Source organism: Vibrio sp. 10N.286.45.E10 (assembly GCF_002874195.2).
In the GTDB taxonomy this organism is placed as follows: Bacteria; Pseudomonadota; Gammaproteobacteria; order Enterobacterales; family Vibrionaceae; genus Vibrio; species Vibrio crassostreae.
Genome location: NZ_MCWD02000001.1, coordinates 1,622,209 through 1,641,265, shown reverse-complemented (window position 1 = coordinate 1,641,265; position 19,057 = coordinate 1,622,209). Strand labels below are relative to the sequence as shown.

Annotated in this window: 16 protein-coding genes; 13 read left to right on the top strand and 3 right to left on the bottom strand. The window is 42.8% G+C overall.

Going from position 1 to position 19,057, the window contains the following annotated elements:
- Positions 1-109: 109 nt before the first annotated feature.
- On the bottom strand, positions 110-604 hold the full coding sequence (locus BCU34_RS07360; protein WP_102480885.1) for a peptide-methionine (S)-S-oxide reductase: 495 nt from the start codon (positions 602-604) through the stop codon (positions 110-112).
- Between the two features lie 239 nt (positions 605-843).
- Between BCU34_RS07360 and BCU34_RS07355 the strand changes: the two genes are divergently transcribed.
- From BCU34_RS07355 to BCU34_RS07340, 4 genes are all read left to right on the top strand, one after another.
- A complete protein-coding gene (locus BCU34_RS07355) occupies positions 844-1,941 on the top strand; it encodes a YcjF family protein (protein WP_048659500.1) in 1,098 nt (365 codons plus the stop codon).
- Complete coding sequence (locus tag BCU34_RS07350) at positions 1,928-3,616, top strand: GTPase family protein (protein WP_102480886.1); 1,689 nt, start codon at positions 1,928-1,930, stop codon at positions 3,614-3,616. Before BCU34_RS07355 ends, BCU34_RS07350 begins: the two co-directional genes overlap by 14 nt.
- Before the next feature lie 781 nt (positions 3,617-4,397).
- Positions 4,398-5,870, top strand: coding sequence for a tryptophanase (gene tnaA, locus BCU34_RS07345; RefSeq protein WP_048669366.1), 1,473 nt, complete (start codon positions 4,398-4,400; stop codon positions 5,868-5,870).
- Between the two features lie 293 nt (positions 5,871-6,163).
- Complete coding sequence (locus BCU34_RS07340; protein ID WP_102480887.1) at positions 6,164-6,481, top strand: Dabb family protein; 318 nt, start codon at positions 6,164-6,166, stop codon at positions 6,479-6,481.
- Between the two features lie 93 nt (positions 6,482-6,574).
- On the opposite strand, the gene BCU34_RS07335 is transcribed toward BCU34_RS07340, so the two are convergent.
- Positions 6,575-7,783, bottom strand: a complete 1,209-nt coding sequence (locus BCU34_RS07335; RefSeq protein WP_102480888.1) for a DUF3103 domain-containing protein — start codon at positions 7,781-7,783, stop codon at positions 6,575-6,577.
- A gap of 609 nt (positions 7,784-8,392) precedes the next feature.
- Between BCU34_RS07335 and BCU34_RS07330 the strand changes: the two genes are divergently transcribed.
- Genes BCU34_RS07330 through BCU34_RS07320 form a run of 3 tightly spaced genes read left to right on the top strand, consistent with a single transcriptional unit; the run spans position 8,393 to position 11,947 of the window.
- Positions 8,393-9,724: a transglycosylase SLT domain-containing protein gene (locus BCU34_RS07330; protein WP_102529974.1), complete on the top strand. Its 1,332-nt coding sequence runs from the start codon at positions 8,393-8,395 to the stop codon at positions 9,722-9,724.
- 59 nt (positions 9,725-9,783) lie between these two features.
- On the top strand, positions 9,784-10,752 hold the full coding sequence (locus tag BCU34_RS07325) for an IS30-like element ISVa6 family transposase (protein ID WP_102479413.1): 969 nt from the start codon (positions 9,784-9,786) through the stop codon (positions 10,750-10,752).
- Entirely contained in the window at positions 10,739-11,947 is a 1,209-nt protein-coding gene (locus BCU34_RS07320) for an MATE family Na+-driven efflux transporter (protein ID WP_413286267.1), read from the top strand. The genes BCU34_RS07325 and BCU34_RS07320 overlap by 14 nt, the downstream gene beginning before the upstream one ends.
- 13 nt (positions 11,948-11,960) lie before the next feature.
- On the opposite strand, the gene BCU34_RS07315 is transcribed toward BCU34_RS07320, so the two are convergent.
- Positions 11,961-13,111, bottom strand: a protein-coding gene (locus BCU34_RS07315; protein WP_102480628.1) for an IS3 family transposase whose coding sequence is annotated in 2 segments (ribosomal slippage) — positions 11,961-12,868 and positions 12,868-13,111 — 1,152 coding nt in all. Because the reading frame shifts where the segments join, the coding sequence is not laid out codon by codon here.
- 212 nt (positions 13,112-13,323) lie between these two features.
- Here BCU34_RS07315 and BCU34_RS07310 point away from each other — a divergent pair.
- The 6 genes from BCU34_RS07310 to BCU34_RS07285 all read left to right on the top strand — a co-directional run bounded on the left by BCU34_RS07310 (position 13,324) and on the right by BCU34_RS07285 (position 18,739).
- On the top strand, positions 13,324-13,710 hold the full coding sequence (locus tag BCU34_RS07310) for an NUDIX hydrolase (RefSeq protein WP_102480843.1): 387 nt from the start codon (positions 13,324-13,326) through the stop codon (positions 13,708-13,710).
- Positions 13,711-13,770: 60 nt separating this feature from the next.
- Positions 13,771-14,220 (top strand): GNAT family N-acetyltransferase, encoded by a 450-nt coding sequence (locus tag BCU34_RS07305; protein ID WP_102480844.1) that lies wholly within the window; start codon positions 13,771-13,773, stop codon positions 14,218-14,220.
- A 38-nt stretch (positions 14,221-14,258) separates the two neighbouring features.
- Positions 14,259-15,149, top strand: coding sequence for a hypothetical protein (locus BCU34_RS07300; RefSeq protein WP_102480845.1), 891 nt, complete (start codon positions 14,259-14,261; stop codon positions 15,147-15,149).
- Positions 15,150-15,498: 349 nt separating this feature from the next.
- Entirely contained in the window at positions 15,499-16,917 is a 1,419-nt protein-coding gene (locus BCU34_RS07295; protein ID WP_102480846.1) for an SLC13 family permease, read from the top strand.
- Positions 16,918-16,923: 6 nt separating this feature from the next.
- The gene (locus BCU34_RS07290) at positions 16,924-18,279 is read left to right on the top strand and encodes an ATP-binding protein (RefSeq protein ID WP_102480847.1); all 1,356 of its coding nucleotides are present in this window, start codon (positions 16,924-16,926) and stop codon (positions 18,277-18,279) included.
- Positions 18,266-18,739 carry a response regulator gene (locus tag BCU34_RS07285; protein WP_017070648.1) on the top strand — a complete coding sequence of 158 codons (474 nt, stop codon included), beginning with the start codon at positions 18,266-18,268 and terminating at the stop codon, positions 18,737-18,739. Before BCU34_RS07290 ends, BCU34_RS07285 begins: the two co-directional genes overlap by 14 nt.
- Positions 18,740-19,057: the final 318 nt, after the last annotated feature.

Here is a 19,057-nt window from a genome sequence, read left to right as displayed (position 1 = left end):
CAGTACTTATTACTGGTTTTCAAGTTTTCACTATTGGTGTGTCGTATTGGGGAACTTTATTTCATTTTTGATTTGATGGTGAAATCGAGCCATCGATAGGTACTTGAGCCTAAGGTTTGTATTTATGCAGCAGATCCCAAGGGATATGACATAAGTGATGATCTTCAGGGAAGTGACTTAAGTGATGCTGATGGATGTTGTCGCTGGCAACATAATTGGTCAATGGCAACACCTCAACAGCAATACGGTCGGCATCATCTCGCGCGGCGATATAACACTTAGCTTCTGTTAAGTGTTCGGCATTAGTGCTGTATACGCCAGTTCGGTATTTCTCTCCGACATCGATACCTTGTTTATTCACACTGTACGGGTCAATGATCTCAAAGAGGTGGCCCATTAGCGTGGTTACTGAAGTGAGGCTTGGGTCAAACTCAATTTGTACACATTCTGCGTAGCCATCGTATTCGCTTGGTTTGCTTCGGTTATCCTTTATCTGAGAACTTCCATTGGCACGACCTGCTTCTGTGCTGATAACGCCAGGAACGTACTTAATAAATTCTTGTACGCCCCACAAGCAACCGCCAGCTAAATAAATTTGTTCCATACTTCTCTTTGAGCTCTCTGTGTTTGTTGATGTTCGTTAGGTACGTGAATCAATACGATAATACCCGTACGTATAAAAAAGCGTCTATAAAAATGAGTGCGCAAATAAAAACAAGCGTTTAGGCATTGTAAACCTGTGCGACTGAACAAACATAAGTTTAATATGATTTGTGGTTATATAAGTCAGTATTGCTTTGTCATCAACCCGAATCTCAACATCAAGTGAGCGTTACTCTAAACATGTTTGATCAAATAAAAGACTTCATTAATCCGAGCAAGAACCCAGACTTGACTCAGGCCCATGAATATCAGCGTAAGCATCTTCCTACATTGTGGCTGTTGGGCAAAACGGGCGCGGGCAAGTCATCGTTTATTCAAGCGGTTACTGGTGACTCTTCTGTTGAAGTCGGCAATGGATTTGCTCCGTGTACCATGACGGCGATGTCATATGAGTTTCCGCAAGACAAACCCGTGATGCGCTTTCTCGATACCAGAGGTCTAAGTGAAGCGAATTATGATGCGAAAGAAGATCTGGAAGAGATTGGTCAGGCAGGTAATGCGCTCGTTGTGGTGATGAAAGCCGACGAGCCTGAACAATCCGCCGTGCTTGCTGCTCTAAAACAGATTAAGAAACAGAAGAAGATTAAACACTTGCTGCTTGTTCATACCGCTGTGTTGTCTTCCAGTGAAACAGATCGAGCAAGGCAAATTCAGTTCAACACCAACCAAGTAGAAAAGGTTTGGGGTAAAGGGTTTGAATCGGTAGCGGTCGATTTTGAAACCGATAATGGTGATGTCTATAACCTCGAATTCTTGTTAGATCGCTTGACCAGCATACTTCCTGTTATAGGCATGATGGTGCAAGACAAAGAACACGCTACGCAAGAAGAAGCCAACTTTGACCAAGTAGAAAACGAAGTGCTCTGGTACGCAGGAAGTGCAGCTGCGAGTGATTTGATTCCGGGTGTTGGCTTGGTATCGGTACCTGCGATTCAAGCCAAAATGCTTCATAGCTTGGCAAACCAATATGGTGTTGAATGGAACAAGAGAGTCTTTAGTGAGTTGATAGGTACTCTGGGAAGCAGCTTTGCTGTGCAATATGGAATGAAACTGGGTACTCGACAGTTGATAAAGCTGATTCCCGTTTATGGTCAAACGGTCGGCGCGGTTGCTGCTGCGGCAATGAGTTTCGGCACCTCTTATGGTTTAGGTCGCGCGGCCTGCTTTTACTTCTATCATAAGAACAAAGGCGAAGAAGTGTCTGAACAAGAGATGCAGAAGATCTACAAAGAATCCCTGAAAAAAGGTAAGGCGGCGTCGGGCTATGAAGAAAATTAGAAACTTATTTCGATTACTGGCGGTGCTATCGAGTGGCCGCTGGGGTATTGCTCTGATTTCGGCGATCTTCCCAAGCCTCATCATGATGGGCTTTGGCCTGTTTTTGGCCGTCAAATACGGCTATCTGTTGGAAATGTCGATTGCCATTGCCGTGAGTACATTGGTATTTACCATTCCTTTATACATTTCTAGTCGTTCTTCACGCGATTCTTCAAGCCGATCTTCAAGTACGGAGCCCTTCCCAAATAAAGAGAGCGATGACCTTGGCGAGGATATTGCTGAAGCTGAATCACAACATAAAAAAGCTGATATCAACGATGCATTGGTTAAGGCTTCGACTGATTGGTCTCAAAAAGAACTGTCGATCTGGAATGATTCAAAACATCATGTACGCCAACAATTAATGGTCGACATAGAGTGGGGCAACCTAGACCAAACCGGTTTAGAGGTACTTGAATTCGTTGCGAAAAAGTTTGATAAGAAATCGCTCGATTTTTCGATTCCTGAAGGGCTAAAACTGTTCGAAGAAGTAAGTCGACGTTACAAGTTGGTAGTGCGAGAGCATATACCCGGCATTGAGTATCTTAAGGTTTCCTACATCAAAGCGGGCTATGAAGCTTATGATAAATACGGCGAGCTAGGTCAGAAGATCTTCAAAGCGGCTATTTGGGGCAACCATCTTAAAAACCTATATTTGAATCCGCTAAAAGTGATTTCCGATTTGGGTCGAGAACAGGCGACGGCATCGATGACAAGAGGTGTGGTTGATGACATGCAATACGCCGCTAAACAAGCCTTGTTAGATGAAGTCGCTGCGGTTGCGATTGATCTCTACAGCGGACGGTTCAGCATTGAAGACGAAGCTCTAAGGGCGTCGGATGTGTCTGAAACCGATGAGAAACGCTTTGCTCCTGAGTTAGAGCCTGTGCGAATCGTGTTGGTGGGGCAAACCAGTTCTGGTAAATCTTCACTTATCAATGCACTCAAGCAAGAGTTGGTTGCTGAAGTCGATGTACTGCCATCAACCGACACTTCAACGGTATACAACACGTTTGTCGACGACAATGATGTTCGCGTTGTTGATCTTCAAGGGCTTGATGGCAACCCTAAAACTGAAGCCTTAATGTTGAAAGAGATGACCCAAGCCGATGTGGTGCTATGGGTACTAAAAGCCAATCAGTCTGCACGTGAGTTGGATAAGCAGTTGAAAGATAGGTTTGACGCTTTCTATGATGATCCTAAGAATATCTCACGTAAGAAGCCGATAGTTGTCTCGGTTGTCAATCAGGTAGACCGATTAAAGCCTGTAGACGAGTGGAAACCGCCGTATGACTTAGAGAATCCAACATCGGCCAAAGCGAAGATCATTGCTCAAGCGCTCGAATACAATCAAACACTGCTACAACCCGATATTGCATTACCGCTGGCGATTGCGCCAGAAAAGGTACAGTTTGGTTTAGATACTTTAAGGCAGACGTTGATTGAGCGTATTGCTGATGCAAACAACGTTCAGAGAAATCGCCAACGTTTGGAAGCCATGAAAAGAGGCACATCGGTTAAAGGCCAACTGAATAAAGCGGTCAATGTGGGTAAGAAGGTTGCCCCTAGTGCATTGAAAGCAGCGACCCCCAAATTGGCTGAAATGGCCATCAAGCAAGTCGTGAAAAAAAAGTAATCTACGACTGCGTTTGCAATACGGCTCTGGTGAGGTTTGAGCCTCATCAGAATCTTAATTTTTAAAGCTTATCTTTTTTAGTTAGAGCGGAGAGTTTTAGAGCTCGGATTTTTAGAAGATGACCTTTATAGAAATAGCTACCTTTGTCCTTTGCTAGAGATCATTGAATTTAAAAAGTAGCCACAATTATTAGCTCTCTCTTTGAACTAGTTTAATAGTATATAAACTGATGCTAATCACAGTTTATATAACACGCCATCATCTTTAATTACCATTATAAATATTGATCACATTTATACTTTTCTAAGCTTTATTTATAAAACAATTGCACTATATTTAAATTTCGGATCATCTTGATTTCAACGTAGGGATATATTGTGAACATGTATCTGAAATGGCAATCAACAACATGGCTAACCCTGTTAGCTTGGTATACTTTAGATCATCAGCTCTCGTTCCACCTTTCTTCAGAGTAGTACCCTCTAGGCGTCACACGCCAGCAAAGCAGCGTGCTTTGTTTACCTATCAGCAGCTTTGATAACCTTTGAACGTATGAATGTCGCACTTATTATTCCGTGCAGGGTATTCGTTGTTTTGTCGTTTTCGTTAATTATCTTAGCGTCTGTTTAGGTTTGATTAATAAGTCATTTTTTAACTTGTTTATTTTCACTGTTAATTCTTCGTGTGTCTTTATACGGACCGATTAATTTAATGGTGAGGATTCGTGACATCTAAAGAAAGTATATTTCGACCTAACCGGAATATACTGAAAGGTATTATTATGGAAAACTTCAAACATCTACCAGAACCGTTTCGTATTCGCGTTGTAGAGCCAGTAAAAAGAACGACTCGCGCTTATCGTGAGCAAGCCATTGTCGAAGCGGGTATGAACCCATTCTTGCTCGACAGCGATGATGTGTTTATTGACTTACTGACAGACAGTGGAACAGGATCTATTACTCAGCGTATGCAAGCCGCGATGCTAATGGGTGATGAAGCTTATAGTGGCAGTCGCAGTTACTACGCACTGTCGAATGCGGTGAAAGATATCTTTGGTTATGAGCTGACTATTCCTACTCACCAAGGGCGTGGCGCAGAGCAGATTTACATTCCTGTTTTGATTAAGAAGCGCGAAATGGAAAAGGGACTCGACCGCAGCAAAATGGTCGCTTTATCGAACTACTTCTTCGATACAACACAAGGTCACACCCAAGTGAATTGCTGTGTGGCGAAAAACGTTTATACCAAAGAAGCGTTTGATACCTCAGTGAACGCAGATTTCAAAGGCAACTTCGATGTGGTGAAGCTGGAAGAAGCGATCTTAGAAGCGGGAGTGGCAAATGTTCCTTACATTGTGAGCACCATTACTTGTAACTCTGCTGGTGGACAGCCAGTGTCTATCGCCAACCTAAAAGCCGTTTATGAAATCGCTCAGAAGTACGATATTCCAGTGATCATGGACTCGGCACGCTACGCTGAAAATGCTTACTTCATTCAGCAACGAGAAGCCGGTTATCAAGATTGGACTATCGAACAAATCACTCGTGAGTCTTACAAATACGCGGATGGTTTAGCCATGTCTGCCAAGAAAGACGCGATGGTACAAATGGGCGGTTTGTTGTGCTTTAAAGACGACTCTTTTATGGATGTATACACAGAATGTCGAACACTGTGTGTCGTACAAGAAGGTTTCCCAACCTATGGTGGCTTAGAGGGTGGCGCAATGGAACGCCTTGCGGTTGGCCTTTATGACGGCATGCGTCAAGACTGGTTGGAATATCGTATTGGTCAGGTTCAGTACTTAGTCGATGGCTTAGAAGCTATAGGTATCGTGTGCCAACAAGCCGGCGGTCATGCAGCGTTTGTCGATGCGGGTAAACTGCTTCCTCATATTCCAGCAGGCCAATTCCCGGCGCATGCTTTGGCGTGTGAACTGTATAAAGTGGCAGGTATTAGAGCGGTTGAAATTGGTTCTTTACTGCAAGGTCGTGACCCTGCAACGGGCGAGCAACATCCATGTCCTGCAGAATTATTACGCTTAACCATTCCACGTGCCACTTATACGCAAACCCATATGGATTTCATTATTGAAGCGTTCGAAAAAGTGAAAGAGAACGCAAGCAAAGTGAAAGGGCTCGACTTTACCTATGAACCGCCAGTGTTAAGACACTTTACTGCGCGCTTGAAAGAGGTAGAAATAAGCGAGAAACAAGCAGGAAAAAAGAATGAACAAACGCTCGAAGAAGCATTTTAGAATAAAAACATAAGCGAATAGTCACTAGAAATATAATCAAAGGCTCCCTCGGGAGCCTTTTCTTTTGGACCTTAAAATCGCTAGTCCATTAGGGCTTAAACTACGCTTGTTTGTTTTTCAGGGTCGCTTTCAGTATGCGTAATAACCACTGATTTAACGGTGCGTCTTTCTGCCATCTAGCCTTGGCATGGTGTGTAACGTGTGGCATTTTGTCTTTCTATTAACGTTAACTCGTGACTCGATGTGGTCTCAGAATGACACACAAGCAAACAAAGACTCGAAAAGGACTAGCAATGAATCGAAAAGAAACGGGAGTGATTCGTCATATTTTGCTGATTAAGTTTAAAGAAGATGCAGAAGAATCTGAAATAGAGAAACTGAAACGACTGTTTGAAGCGATGCCAAGTAAGGTTGAAGGCGTAACTTCAGTCGAGTGGGGGCTAAACGACAGCCCAGAAAACAAGAACCAAGGTTATACCCATTCGGTGCTAATGACGTTCGCTGATGAAGAAGGCCGTCAGAACTACCTTCCACACCCAGAGCATGATGCGCTGAAAGATGTGTTTCGTCCGCTTCTAGACGATATCATTGTGTTTGATTACTCCCTGTAACCAGCTTCTCAGTACGTCTCTTATGTTTTAGCCACCTTTGATAATGAAGAGTTAGGGCTTGTGTGATTAAGCCCTAACTAAACAAGGATCGATTTACTCTGTCGGTGAAATCGTAACAGGGGTGAACGAAGCAACCGCATTACCGCCAGCACCCGGGCGATCAACATAAGGAGTGTTTTGCATTAAGGTGTAATACACGTCTACGAAGTCATCATCATTCACTAATACGCCTTCAGGAATCACATCAATGATCTTACCTGTGATTTGAGGAATGATCGCATACCCCTGAACTTCAGGATCTGGAATCATCTTCAATATCTCTTCTGCGGCTTCAACTAGCAGTTTGGCTAGCGCTTTATAATCGGTGCCGTCATCGTGCTCCATCAAAATCATATCTGCTGCGCCCCAACGGTAGCGAGGCCAGAAGATTACCGTTTGATTTGGGTAGTATGTCTGTTTGTCGTAATCCAGATAAGGCATCTCAACCAGGTCGATCTGTGGTTCTATACGGCTTGCATTAACCCCAGTGACAATAGCGTAGATTTCAGCTTTGCCAGAGATCCACGGTTCTCTATCAATGGCCAAACGAATCTTAGACAATTGGGTGGTGTTCAGTTCTTCAGGTTCAGATTCTGAAATAGAGCGACGAACTTTATTCATTAAAGGCTGTTTTTGAGACTTGTGGGCGCTGATTTTATCACTGTTGGCATTGATTTGAGTTTCAGTACCTAGTTTGTTCATCTCAGTCTGCATCGCCATTAGGCCTGCTTTGAGTTCTTCTGCGCCGTTACTATCAATAACAAACACAGGAACGTCTGGTGTTTGGTAAACGTCTAGTTCGTGAACTTGCCCATACACATCATAAGCTTCGATGTATTGCCAGTTTGAATCATCGCCTGATGGTTCGAAAGCAAACAGCGGGCTCTCACCGTTTTTCCAAGCTTCAATCATCGCTTCATCAGCCATGCGAATTTCTAACACAGAGTCACTGAAGTCGTTGATCCCTTTCATCGTGCGATAACCAAGATCGGCTTTCTGCATTTTGCTTGAAAACGCGGAGTAGGGCTTGTCTGAGCTAAGCTTGTCTATCGGTGTAGACAGCTGTTTTTCTGTTATCTGGTCTTTTAAAGAAAGCTCAAGATCAGAGTAGCGGGTACTGATTTGCAACGCCAAAGATTGCTTTTGTGCTGAGGAGTTCTCTGAAACAGAGAGTGCGTCTGTCGTGTCGATATTGTTTGCATAGGACTGAAAGCCAACCACTGTCGTTGCAAGTACCATACTGATAGAAAAAGATGGTCTCATAAATAATCCTTATTTTAGTTTTTATCATTAATAGAGCATTTGCCCTATAAGGATTAACCTATCAGTAACGTGAATGTGTTTAAAAGTTAGACAGCTTAATTTTATTTCGTTGTGCAGCACAGGATCTCAATTTAAATAATTTATAAAATATTAAGTGTGTGACGACTTGATATATGTAAATTTATAAACCAATCAATAATTTAATGACGAAATTATTAACTAGCCTAGTGATGTGTGGTCTATTGGTGGAGGATTAGGGATCGTGAAGAATGACTTCTGATGGAGGTTTTAGAGGGGGGAGATCTATAGGAACCCCCTATATCTACTATAGCCAGTACGTTATTTCGGACTTGGTGTTTTTCGGTATAATTCGCCTCCCTTGATAAAAAGTAACCAATCAAAGCAGCGCCTAAACGATCCATAACGCTTACCAGATTGCTCTGAACATCAAACGCACTTTACACACCAACGTACTCTGTCCAACAACGTAGATTGCAATCGAACAACGTTAAGAAATTCCTTTACGTTGAATCGGTTCTAACACGATAGCTCCCATGTAACACTTAGCACCATTGAGGGTTTGGCTTAAACGCATCAGGAATACTGAATATGACGAATTTTAATGGCGCTTCATGCTTATCAAAAACATTGATTTTTCTCTCTATTATTTCGAAGTCCGCTTTCGGTTTAGAAGTACCTGACAACGCGCTCGAATCCTATGTGGGGGACTTCTCAGCGTTGCGTGAAAAAGGCGTTGTGCGTGTTTTAGTCTCTGGTGATATGGGCTTCTATCATATTGAAAATGGTAAGCCGAAAGGGATTCTTGCTGAGCAGATTTATTACTTTGATCAAGAGCTAAAACTGCGTGACCCTTTACTACGCGTTAAGGTTATTCCGGTTGAACGAAGTGAACTGCTGAGTGCCTTAAATCAAGGCCGAGGCGATATTGCGGTGGCGAACTTAACCGTCACAAAAGAGCGAGAGCAATTGGTCGATTTCAGTATTCCGATTCGTAGCGACATTGATGAACTGTTGGTGACGAACCATTCTACTCCGTTGATTACTGACATCACTCAGCTACAAGGTAAGGAAGTTTGGCTAAAACAGAACTCCAGCTATATCAGCAGTGTGCATACCGTGAATAAGCAGCTAGAACAGAACGGTATGGTGCCGATCTACATCCATTTGTTAAACAACAATATCCAAGATCTGGAACTGTTGGATTTGATTAAGCGTGGAAAAATCACCGCAACGATTGTCGATAGTCATAAGTTGGAGTTGTGGGGAAACCTAGAACAAGATATCCGAATTCATAAGGATCTCGCCTTTAGGCACAATGCGGATATTGCTTGGGCTATACGTAAAAATAACCCGCAACTGAAAGCCAAAATCGACCAATATTTGCAAGATTCAAAGCAGGGCACCTTATTGGGTAATGTCATCGACAATCGTTATCTCGAAAGTACGTCATGGATGAATAGAGCCTCTAATCCGATGCAAAACGAGAAGCGGGATAAGCTAGAAAAGCTGTTCATGGTTTATGGGGAAAAGTTCGAGATCGATTGGTTCATTTTGTTAGCTATGGCTTTTCAAGAATCAGGCTTGGATAACTCAAAAATATCGCATCGTGGTGCGGTCGGTATTATGCAAGTGATGCCAAAAACCGCCAAAGATTGGTATGTCGACATTGATAATGTTTACGACTTAGAAAATAATATTCATGCAGGCAGCAAGTATCTTCGTTTTATCTATGACCGATATTTTGATTTGCCTGAAATCTTGGATATCGACAAGATTCATTTTAGCTTAGCCGCTTATAACGCAGGCCCAGCTAAAATAAGACGAATGAGAGTATTGGCGGCCAAGCAGGGCTTTGATCCAAATAAGTGGTTTAACCATGTTGAGGTTCTTGGATTCAAGTACGAAGTGCGACACCTCTGAACATAAAAACAGTGAGATGCGATAATCATGAAGTTTGCTCCCGCCAAGAAGTAAAAAACATGAGATACACGCACCTCACTGAGAACGAAAGGTATATGATTTCTGCACTCAGAAAGCAAGGAATTAGTACCGCTATAATAGCTAAACAACTGGGTCGTCACAAAGCTACTATCTATCGAGAAATTGAACGCAATTCCCGATACAACAGACACTTTAAAAGGTACTCCTATCAGGCGTGGAGAGCCCAACAAATGGCTCGCAACCGGCTGAGTCGCTCGCGCAGAAATAAGCGCTACAGCGAAATCGACTTCAGGTTACCTGAAGCCTTGCTACGACTTGATTGGAGTCCTGACCAAATCGTCGGATACCTGAGGGTAAAAGGCTATCCAACAATGAGCCACGAGCTCATTTATCAGTACGTTTGGAACGACAAAACTCTCGGTGGAACACTATGGAAGCACCTACGCCAATCCACTAAGAAAAGGCGGAAAAGGTATAACTCAAAAGACAGCCGTGGACGGCTAGCTGCAAAGCGTCATATTACCGAAAGACCAGCAAATGCTGAGCATAGAAAAGAGCCTGGTCATTGGGAAATTGATACCGTCGTTGGCCGCGGAACCAAGCACTGTATCGTGACTTTAGTCGACAGAATGACAGGCTACACTTTTATTGGGCAAATGGACGACAGAACAAGCGAGTCGCTCAACGTAAGAATGAGCAAAATCATGACCCGCTCTGACTTACCTTTCAAGACGATAACTGCGGATAACGGCACTGAGTTTCATGGTTATGCACAACTAGAAAAACATCATAACTGTCTGTTTTACTTTGCAAATCCATACCACTCATGGGAGCGAGGGACTAATGAAAACACCAATGGCTTGATACGACAATACTTACCAAAACGAACTTCTATGTCACACGTGACACAGAAGCTCTGCATTGAAATTGCACATAAATTAAATACGCGCCCACGCAAAAGGCTTGGGTATAGAACACCAACGGAGTATATTCATGCGCATCTGTAAAAAGTGTCGCACTTCAAACTTGATACTAAGTAGTATCGCAGCGCAAGTAGCTTGGCTAAACGTTGGTTATGAAGTACTCCATGAAGCGTTATTCATTCCGCTAGCATTTATCTTTGGTAAGGTCGTAAGTGATGATAGAAAATTTCAAGAGAGGGTTAGCCTAGGACTAAAAATTATAGTATTCAGCTATCTTTTAGTCACTGCTGTTGTCCTGTGGTTTACGCCAATCTTTGTTACTGCGATGCAACAACAAAAAGAACTGTTCACTACGACGGTACAATATATCCAATTGGAATCATTAGCTATATTACTTTCTAGTGTTTACGCCTTTTTATCGTTAGTTTTAGTATTGAAAAATCAGAAGAAGACTCTGTACAAGTTGTTAGTCGTACAAATGGTACTAACGATTTTGTGTGATGCTCTACTTGTTAGCCAGTTACCAATTTCCTTTGAATTGGGCGTTAATGGTATCGCTTTTAGCAATATTATTGTCAATTTAATAATCGCCGCAGTCGCTATTACTTATCTTTTTAGATTAGGTGTATCTCTTAAGTTTGGACAAAGTAATCGAAACCAAAATATATGGCTAAAGGAGTGGGTAGTCATTGGGTGGAAGTCAGGCCTAGAGTCATTTGTTCGCAATGCCGCTTTTATTGTAATGATTTTGCAATTAGTGAACCAAGTACAACAAGCCGGAACGTTCTGGGTTGCGAATCAATTTATTTGGGGATGGTTGTTACTTCCTATATTAGCTTTAGGTCAATTAGTGAAACAAGACGCTGCAACCAACAAAGGGTTATCGATTGAACGAATAAATGGTTACTTTTGGCTAACTGTGGGGGTCATTGTCGCTTGGGCTATCACAATACCGATGTGGGATGGCTTTATATCAAATGTAATGGGGGTTAAGAACTCAGGTCCAATTATCGATTTAGTATGGTTGTTAGTCGGATTTTATATTGTGTTTAGCTTCAACAATGTCATCGACAGTTACTTCTATGGTATTGGTCGAACAGACCTCATGCTCTATCAATCTTTGGTGGTTAATAGTGTGTTTTATGGCGGTGCTTTTGTGTGTTATCAAGTCGGCATATTTGTTCCTACCCTTCAAACTATCGGTTTGATGTTCGGCTTGGGTATAACTCTAGACGCAATGATTACATGGGCTTTATACCTAATGATCTGCTCCAGTTAGACTGGACACCGCATTAAGCGACATATTGTTTTTCAAAGTTAACTGGACTTAGATACCCAAGGGCACTGTGCCTTCTTGTTCGATTATAATCAACTTCGATATATTCAAAAAGTGCTTGGCGCATCTCTTCTCGCGTCATTATCGGCTCGTATTGAACGGCTTCTACTTTCATTGAGTGGAAAAAGCTTTCAACACAGGCGTTATCCCAGCAATTTCCCTTCCTACTCATACTTTGTTTTAGATTATGGGCTGAGATTAAGTCTCTGTAATCTTTTGAACAATATTGGCTACCTCTATCACTATGGATAATTACCCCTTCGGGCATGCCTCTACGGAACAATGCCATTGATAGCGCATCACAGACCAGAGTCGCGGTCATTCTGGTGCTCATTGACCAACCAACTACTTGCCGTGAGTACAAGTCGATAACAACCGCCAAATACATCCAACCTTCGCTTGTCGCTAGATAGGTAATATCTCCAGCCCATTTTTGGTTTGGTGCTGTCGCATTAAAATCTTGCTCTAGCAAGTTCGGGGCAACAGGAAGCCTATGCTTGCTGTCTGTCGTACATTTAAACTTACGGGCTGCCTTCGCGACTAAGCTCTGGCGCTTCATGCTCGTGGCAATGGTTTTTACATCGTGCTTATTACCATTTGCCTCAAGTTCTTTTTGAATACGCCTTGCACCGTCGCGTTCCTTTTTATCATCAAAGACTTCTCGAACTTTGCTGTCAAGCTGCTTTCGGTGCTCGTTGCGTTGAGTGACTTTATGGCGATTATCAATCCAATAATAAAACCCACTTCGAGAAACCCCAAACACCTTAGCCATACGGACAATCCTATATTGCATAAGGTGTTCGAGCATAAACTCATAGCAATCTACTTTAGATTTTTCGCGAAGTAGGTGGCGGCCTTTTTTACGATATCTAGCTCTTCAGCTTGCTCAGCCAATAACCGTTTGAGTTTGGCATTTTCAGTGGCGAGTTCCCTTTCTCTATCGCTGATTTTCGCATCTTTTTTGACGGCTTTACGCCATCCATAAATTTGAGATTCATACAACGATAGCTGTCGTGCCGCAGCAGCGACACCGACTTTCTCTGCCAACTTAAGTGCTTCGGATTTAAATTCAGGAGCATGTTTGATTCGTGTTTTCTTAGTTGTCATTGTTCACCTCGTTAGTGATTGTACTCACTTAACTCAGTGTCCAAAACTTCTGGTGCAGATCATAATGCTCAGGAGGCAGCAATCGCTAAGCCAGTGCGAGTCTCTTTTAAGTTAAGTAATAGTTAGTGCAAATACAACGGCACACCTAAAGTGGATTCCTTATTCTTGGTTAATTTTGTTTAAAGTGCTTTTTGAAGTACAAGGAATATCATATGAAAAACATAGCTATGGCCGTGCTTGTAAGAGAAGGGAAAGTCTTAATCCAAAAGCGTTTTAGACATCGCCAAGGTCTGATATTTGAGTTCCCTGGAGGTTCAGTTGATCCCGGAGAGTCGGGGCGCGAAGCCGCAATCAGAGAGTTGTGGGAAGAAACGGGTCTTAAAGATTTACAACTGCTCGGAATTCATCAAGGTAAGAACGACTTCGGTGGTGAAATTCACTATGTAGTTTTGCGTGCGGATCAGAATGACGAACCTAAAATGGTCGACGCAGAAAGACAGCAAACTTTCTATTGGCTAGAACCCTCAGCGATACCTCTTGGTGATTTTTATCGTGCAGATATCGAGTTTATGGAGAAGTATTTGAGTAGATATGTGTAGTTCAAGGGTAGGTTTGTTCATAAATATTTGTGCGGATTGAGTTGGCATTATGTGGCAGGTATGGAATTCGAATATAAAAAAGTAGAACCAAATCATAGAGACTTTCAGTCATTAATCGCTGAGCTGAATTCGTCACTTCGCCAGATTACTAACGACACAGGTGAAAGCTCATTTGCGTCTGACGCTTTTGACCCATCAAAAGATGGATGTATCGTGGTGTATCTGAATGATAGCGCTGTGGCATGTGGGGTGTTTAGATATCACGAAAGTGAAGTTTGTGAACTTAAGCGGATGTACTCTAACAAAGCTGGTGCTGGCTCATATTTATTGAAACAACTCGAATGTCTTGCGATCGAAAAAAGGTATCGAAAAGCCGTTTTATCGACGCGGAGAGTTAACTCAAAAGCGGTGACCTTTTATTGTTGCCACGCTTATTCAGAATCCAGTGCGTATGGCAGATATGTTGGTGTAGATCGTTCAATTTGCCTCTCAAAGACGTTAGTCATATAACAACCAAACCTATTCTGTCTTAGTTTCACGGAGGAAACATGACAAGCGACCAACTATTGGAAAAGGCACTTTATAGCAGTGCCAGCATCCATCAACCTCATTCTTTAAAAGCTTATTTGGCTGCGAATTATCTAAATGGGTATGTCGCTAAATCAGACAATGTGTGGCTTAAAACGAGTGAGCTGATAGACCAAACCGAGATTGAAGTTTTAGGCGAGTACTCTGCAACGCTAAAAGCGCCCAAGTTCTCAGAATTTCGTATTCACAGGATATTGGAAAACGGGGTATACCCAGCGGCGTATGCCGCTTTAATGCAGTGGCATGAGAATCAGGGCTTTCAAGACATCTTCTCGCATTACGTTTCGCAGGCTTCTCAAACAAGCGAGTACCTTTCCCACAATGTGACTATCTTATTGGCGCTGAATCGTGTTTACCGTGAGTTACAGCCGCCTCAAGTTCCAGCATTCCTTAACCGCTTCACTGAATTTGTCACATCAACCCGTTCTGATGGCGACCAAAGCACTGATGCAAACGAAGCCGTAGATCTCGATAAGGTATCACGGGCATGCTTCAAACAGTTTGGCTTCTTTGGGCACAATCTCATTACGCTTACGTGGTTATTGCGTTGTAAGGAAGAGCTGTCGAAAGAGCAATATGACGCAATGCTTTCTAATCTTTATCGACAGGCCAATAGCCCATTGGAAGATCCTGACGATGAGATTGATCAAGCTATCTTGGCGCAGTGTCAAAGCTCAGATAATTCAGATGAGCTCTATGACAATGTCCACCGATTGGTTTTTGGGTATACGTCGAATTTACACCAGATAACGCTAGCGGATGCATTGTGTTTTCTTCACGAACGATTCCCTGAGCATGCAGCAGAGCTAAAATGTGTCGCAGAGTATCAGTGTAGTTTGTTAGAACAATAAATTTAGAGATAGAGCTACCCCGTTTGGTGGGGTTCTTAGTCGATACGACAAATTTCAGGCATACCTAACTCAGTGAGCTTGTTCAACGTTTTTATCAGAAGTGGCCCTCAATTTGTGGGCATGACTAGAAACGTAGAAACCACGCTCCTGAACTTAATTGCAACAATAAATGACATACAAACGTAGAGGTAGCGCACAAAAACGGAAAAGGGGATATCGTGATCACGTAATCATTGATCTAGCCGAGAGTGAGATAGTGACAAGAGTTCGATAATTCGTTGTCGGATCTAAATTAGAGCTGTAAATCTAATTTCTAAGTAGTTGTTATCTCAGGAAGAGTTTTTGTGCTATGCGCCCCTATATTAAATACATTATCCCTATTTTAATTCCTTTCATTATCCTCGTAATGCCGCTATCAGCGTTTCCATTTGAAGGCCTCACGATTATTCAACAACGCGTTATTGCGATCTTTCTATTAGCGGCATTGTGCTGGGTGTTCGAGCCTATCCCGATTTACGCGACGTCTGTTGTTATTATCGTTCTGCAATTATTGATGTTGTCGGATAAAGGGCTGATCTTTTTAAGGTTTGATCATGGGGAAGAACATTTTGGTGAGCTGTTAAAATACAGCGATATCATGGCGACATTCGCTAGCCCAATCATAATGCTGTTTTTAGGTGGTTTCTTCTTAGCGATGGCGGCCACTAAATATCGATTAGACGTAAACTTAGCTCGTGTGTTGTTGAAGCCATTTGGACAAGATCCAAAGTTCGTGATGCTCGGCTTAATGTTGATAACTGGTATCTTTTCGATGTTTATGTCTAACACGGCAACAACGGCAATGATGCTATCTATTTTAACGCCGGTACTGGCTGTGTTTGGTCCGAAAGACCCCGGTCGTGTCGCGTTTGCGCTTTGTATCCCTGTTGCCGCTAACATCGGTGGCATTGGTACCCCTATCGGTACCCCTCCGAACGCTATCGCACTTAAATATTTAGTTGGCGATAACCTCATTACGTTCGGTGAATGGATGGCATTTGGTGTGCCGTTTGTCGTGATTATGATGGTGTTAGCGTGGTTTTTAATAGGCTTTATGTACAAAGCTGACCAAAAGAAAATCGAACTAAGCATCAAAGGTAAATTCCTTAAAACGCCCAAAGCCATTGCGGTATACGTCACTTTTGCGCTCACCATCATTCTTTGGTTAATGGGTTCAAGCCATGGCATGAACTCTTATACCGTCGCTCTGATTCCTGTTGCTGTGTTCTCTCTTACTGGGATCATCAATAAAGAAGACCTGAAGAAAATCTCTTGGGATGTATTGTGGCTTGTATCAGGTGGTATTGCGCTTGGTTTAGCGCTCGATAAAACTGGCTTAGCAAAGCTGGTGGTACACAGTATTCCGTTTGATAGCTACTCACCCTATGTGGTGTTGTTCGGAGCGGCGTTCTTGTGTTTGGTAATGGCAAACTTTATGTCTCATACCGCAACGGCTAACTTGTTAATGCCAATTATGGCGGCATTAGGTTCGTCTATGGCTTCACTCACGCCACTAGGCGGTGAGTTAACGTTAATTCTGGTTGTGACTTTTGCCGCTTCATTAGGTATGTCGCTACCAATCAGTACGCCACCGAATGCGCTGGCTCATGCAACGGGTCATGTGCAAAGTAATCAAATGGCCAGAATCGGTATTATTTTGGGTGTGGTTGGTGTGCTATTGAGCTTTGTTATGGTGTGGCTGCTACATTCAATTGGTCACATAGGGTAACGATACGTGTATCAACAAAAGTTAGAAGCACTTATCGATCGCTATTTTAACCACACAGAACGTCGGGTGACGTGCTGTGCCGGTAACACCATTATTGAACAATCAGCGTTAAACACTCGTTTATATTATGTGTTTAGTGGAGAACTGGAAGGGTTTTATACCGATGCTAATACACCGCAAGTGCGAGTATTTAGCGCGGGTAGCGGGGCTTTTATAGGCGTTCATAGCTTCTTTTCAGGTAATTGGACTGCATCTTCAACGGTTGTTGCTAAAACCGATGTAGAGTTAGCGTGGATCGATAAAGACACGCCAGCAGAAGATGAACGTAAATTTGGTCCTCTTACCGCACAGTTCACACCTGTGATTGTCAATGAGTTGTCGCGTCGTCAACGCCGCGCAACACAGGAAGCGATCGCGAAACAAAAAGCGCTAGAGAAGTTACATACTGCTGAGCAAATGACGACCTTGGGTCAATTGGCTGCCGGGATTGCCCATGAGCTTAACAACGCTATTGGTGTCGTAAATAGTAAATCTGGTCGACTTGAAACGGTCATCATGGATCTGCTTGAAGAAGTGCATCCAGAAGCCAGTCAATTTTTCGATTTTGGGTTAATGCATGGTCAGAAAACGTCGTCGTTAGAAGCACGAACACGTGGGCGACAATTTGAAAGAAAATATGGTTTAGACAAAAACATTGCTCGCTCTCTTGCAAAGGCGATTCCTATTGACGCTTTATCTGCAACAGACGTTATTTCAAAGCATTGGCTGAAAAAACCAGAAGAAGCGATTCGTTTTTGGCAGATGGGTTGTGATTTACATGATTTACGTTTGGCATCTAGACACACTGTCGGCATCGTAAAATCGGTTAAACAACTTGGCAGAGTTGATATTGACACCGAAGAAGCGGTTGATATTAACGACTCCATTAACCATGCCTTATCGTTGTTACAAAGTGAGTTACGTAGAGTGTCTGTGCGATTGAGCCCTGCGGATTTACCGCCTTTTAAAGGCTCGAAAACAGAGCTCGTTCAGATTTGGGTCAACATTGTAAAGAATGCTTGTGATGCAATGTCGAATTCAGACGATGCCGCAATAGAGATTCAAACCAGATTAAGTAAGAAAAGAATATTAGTTACGATCGCGAATAACGGCCCTGAGATAGACGAGGCGACTCGTAGAAAGGTATTTCAGCCTAACTTCACCACTAAAAAAGGTGGTTTATCGTTTGGATTGGGCTTGGGTTTATCAGTAGTTAAGCGGATTGTGGCAGGTTATGGCGGAAGTATTATTGTGAAAAGTGATGCTTCTAAAACTGTATTTAGAATCAAGTTACCAATAGAGGGTGAACATGGAGAAGCTTAATTTAATCTGTGTCGATGACCAGAGAGAAGTACTGAGCGCAGTGATACAAGATTTAGAGCCGCTGGCGAGTTGGCTGAATATTGAAGATTGTGAATCAGCGCAAGAAGTGCTTGATCTCATTGATGAACTTGACGCAGAAGGCGAACACATTACCGTCATCGTGTCTGATCATGTGATGCCAGGGAAAACGGGTGTGGAGTTACTCACGGAAGTGTTCCATGACAGCCGCTTTCCGAATACAAAGAAAATTCTTCTTACGGGGCAGGCCACTCATACTGATACCATCAATGCGATTAATGCAGCAGGCATCGACCGTTACTTTGAAAAGCCTTGGCAAGCAAGCACATTAGTTGAGTGCATCCGTACTCTTGTCACTGAGTACATATTTGATCAAGGGCTTGATTACACGGACTATCAGAATGAGCTTGACCAGCAGGTTGTGTTGAGACGCTTACGCTAGTCTCTTATGTCAGTCGCTTGAAATTGTATGCACCGAAGGACGCTTTCTGAAGGATTTTGTCTTTGAAAGATGTAATCTTTCGGTGCCTATATTACCTATCTCTTTTAGTCGTTCAGGTTTTAGTACTCAGTGATTAACACACTGGTTGCTGGCTTAAGTCTAAAACTCATACGCTACGCCAACGCCAACGCCAACGCCAACGCCAACGGATGCATTGTGTTTTCTTCACGAACGATTCCCTGAACATGCAGCAGAGCTTCGTACGATGCCGCTTTCTCTATATTCAACATTTGAATGCAATTTGTGGAATATATCAAA

Coding starts and splice junctions, on each gene's coding strand:
- BCU34_RS07305 (WP_102480844.1), top strand. CDS start 13,771: ATGGAATTCGAATATAAAAAAGTAGAACCAAATCATAGAGACTTTCAG.
- BCU34_RS07340 (WP_102480887.1), top strand. CDS start 6,164: ATGAATCGAAAAGAAACGGGAGTGATTCGTCATATTTTGCTGATTAAG.
- BCU34_RS07335 (WP_102480888.1), bottom strand. CDS start 7,783: ATGAGACCATCTTTTTCTATCAGTATGGTACTTGCAACGACAGTGGTT.
- BCU34_RS07320 (WP_413286267.1), top strand. CDS start 10,739: ATGCGCATCTGTAAAAAGTGTCGCACTTCAAACTTGATACTAAGTAGT.
- BCU34_RS07285 (WP_017070648.1), top strand. CDS start 18,266: ATGGAGAAGCTTAATTTAATCTGTGTCGATGACCAGAGAGAAGTACTG.
- BCU34_RS07330 (WP_102529974.1), top strand. CDS start 8,393: ATGACGAATTTTAATGGCGCTTCATGCTTATCAAAAACATTGATTTTT.
- BCU34_RS07300 (WP_102480845.1), top strand. CDS start 14,259: ATGACAAGCGACCAACTATTGGAAAAGGCACTTTATAGCAGTGCCAGC.
- BCU34_RS07295 (WP_102480846.1), top strand. CDS start 15,499: ATGCGCCCCTATATTAAATACATTATCCCTATTTTAATTCCTTTCATT.
- tnaA (WP_048669366.1), top strand. CDS start 4,398: ATGGAAAACTTCAAACATCTACCAGAACCGTTTCGTATTCGCGTTGTA.
- BCU34_RS07350 (WP_102480886.1), top strand. CDS start 1,928: ATGAAGAAAATTAGAAACTTATTTCGATTACTGGCGGTGCTATCGAGT.
- BCU34_RS07355 (WP_048659500.1), top strand. CDS start 844: ATGTTTGATCAAATAAAAGACTTCATTAATCCGAGCAAGAACCCAGAC.
- BCU34_RS07360 (WP_102480885.1), bottom strand. CDS start 604: ATGGAACAAATTTATTTAGCTGGCGGTTGCTTGTGGGGCGTACAAGAA.
- BCU34_RS07325 (WP_102479413.1), top strand. CDS start 9,784: ATGAGATACACGCACCTCACTGAGAACGAAAGGTATATGATTTCTGCA.
- BCU34_RS07310 (WP_102480843.1), top strand. CDS start 13,324: ATGAAAAACATAGCTATGGCCGTGCTTGTAAGAGAAGGGAAAGTCTTA.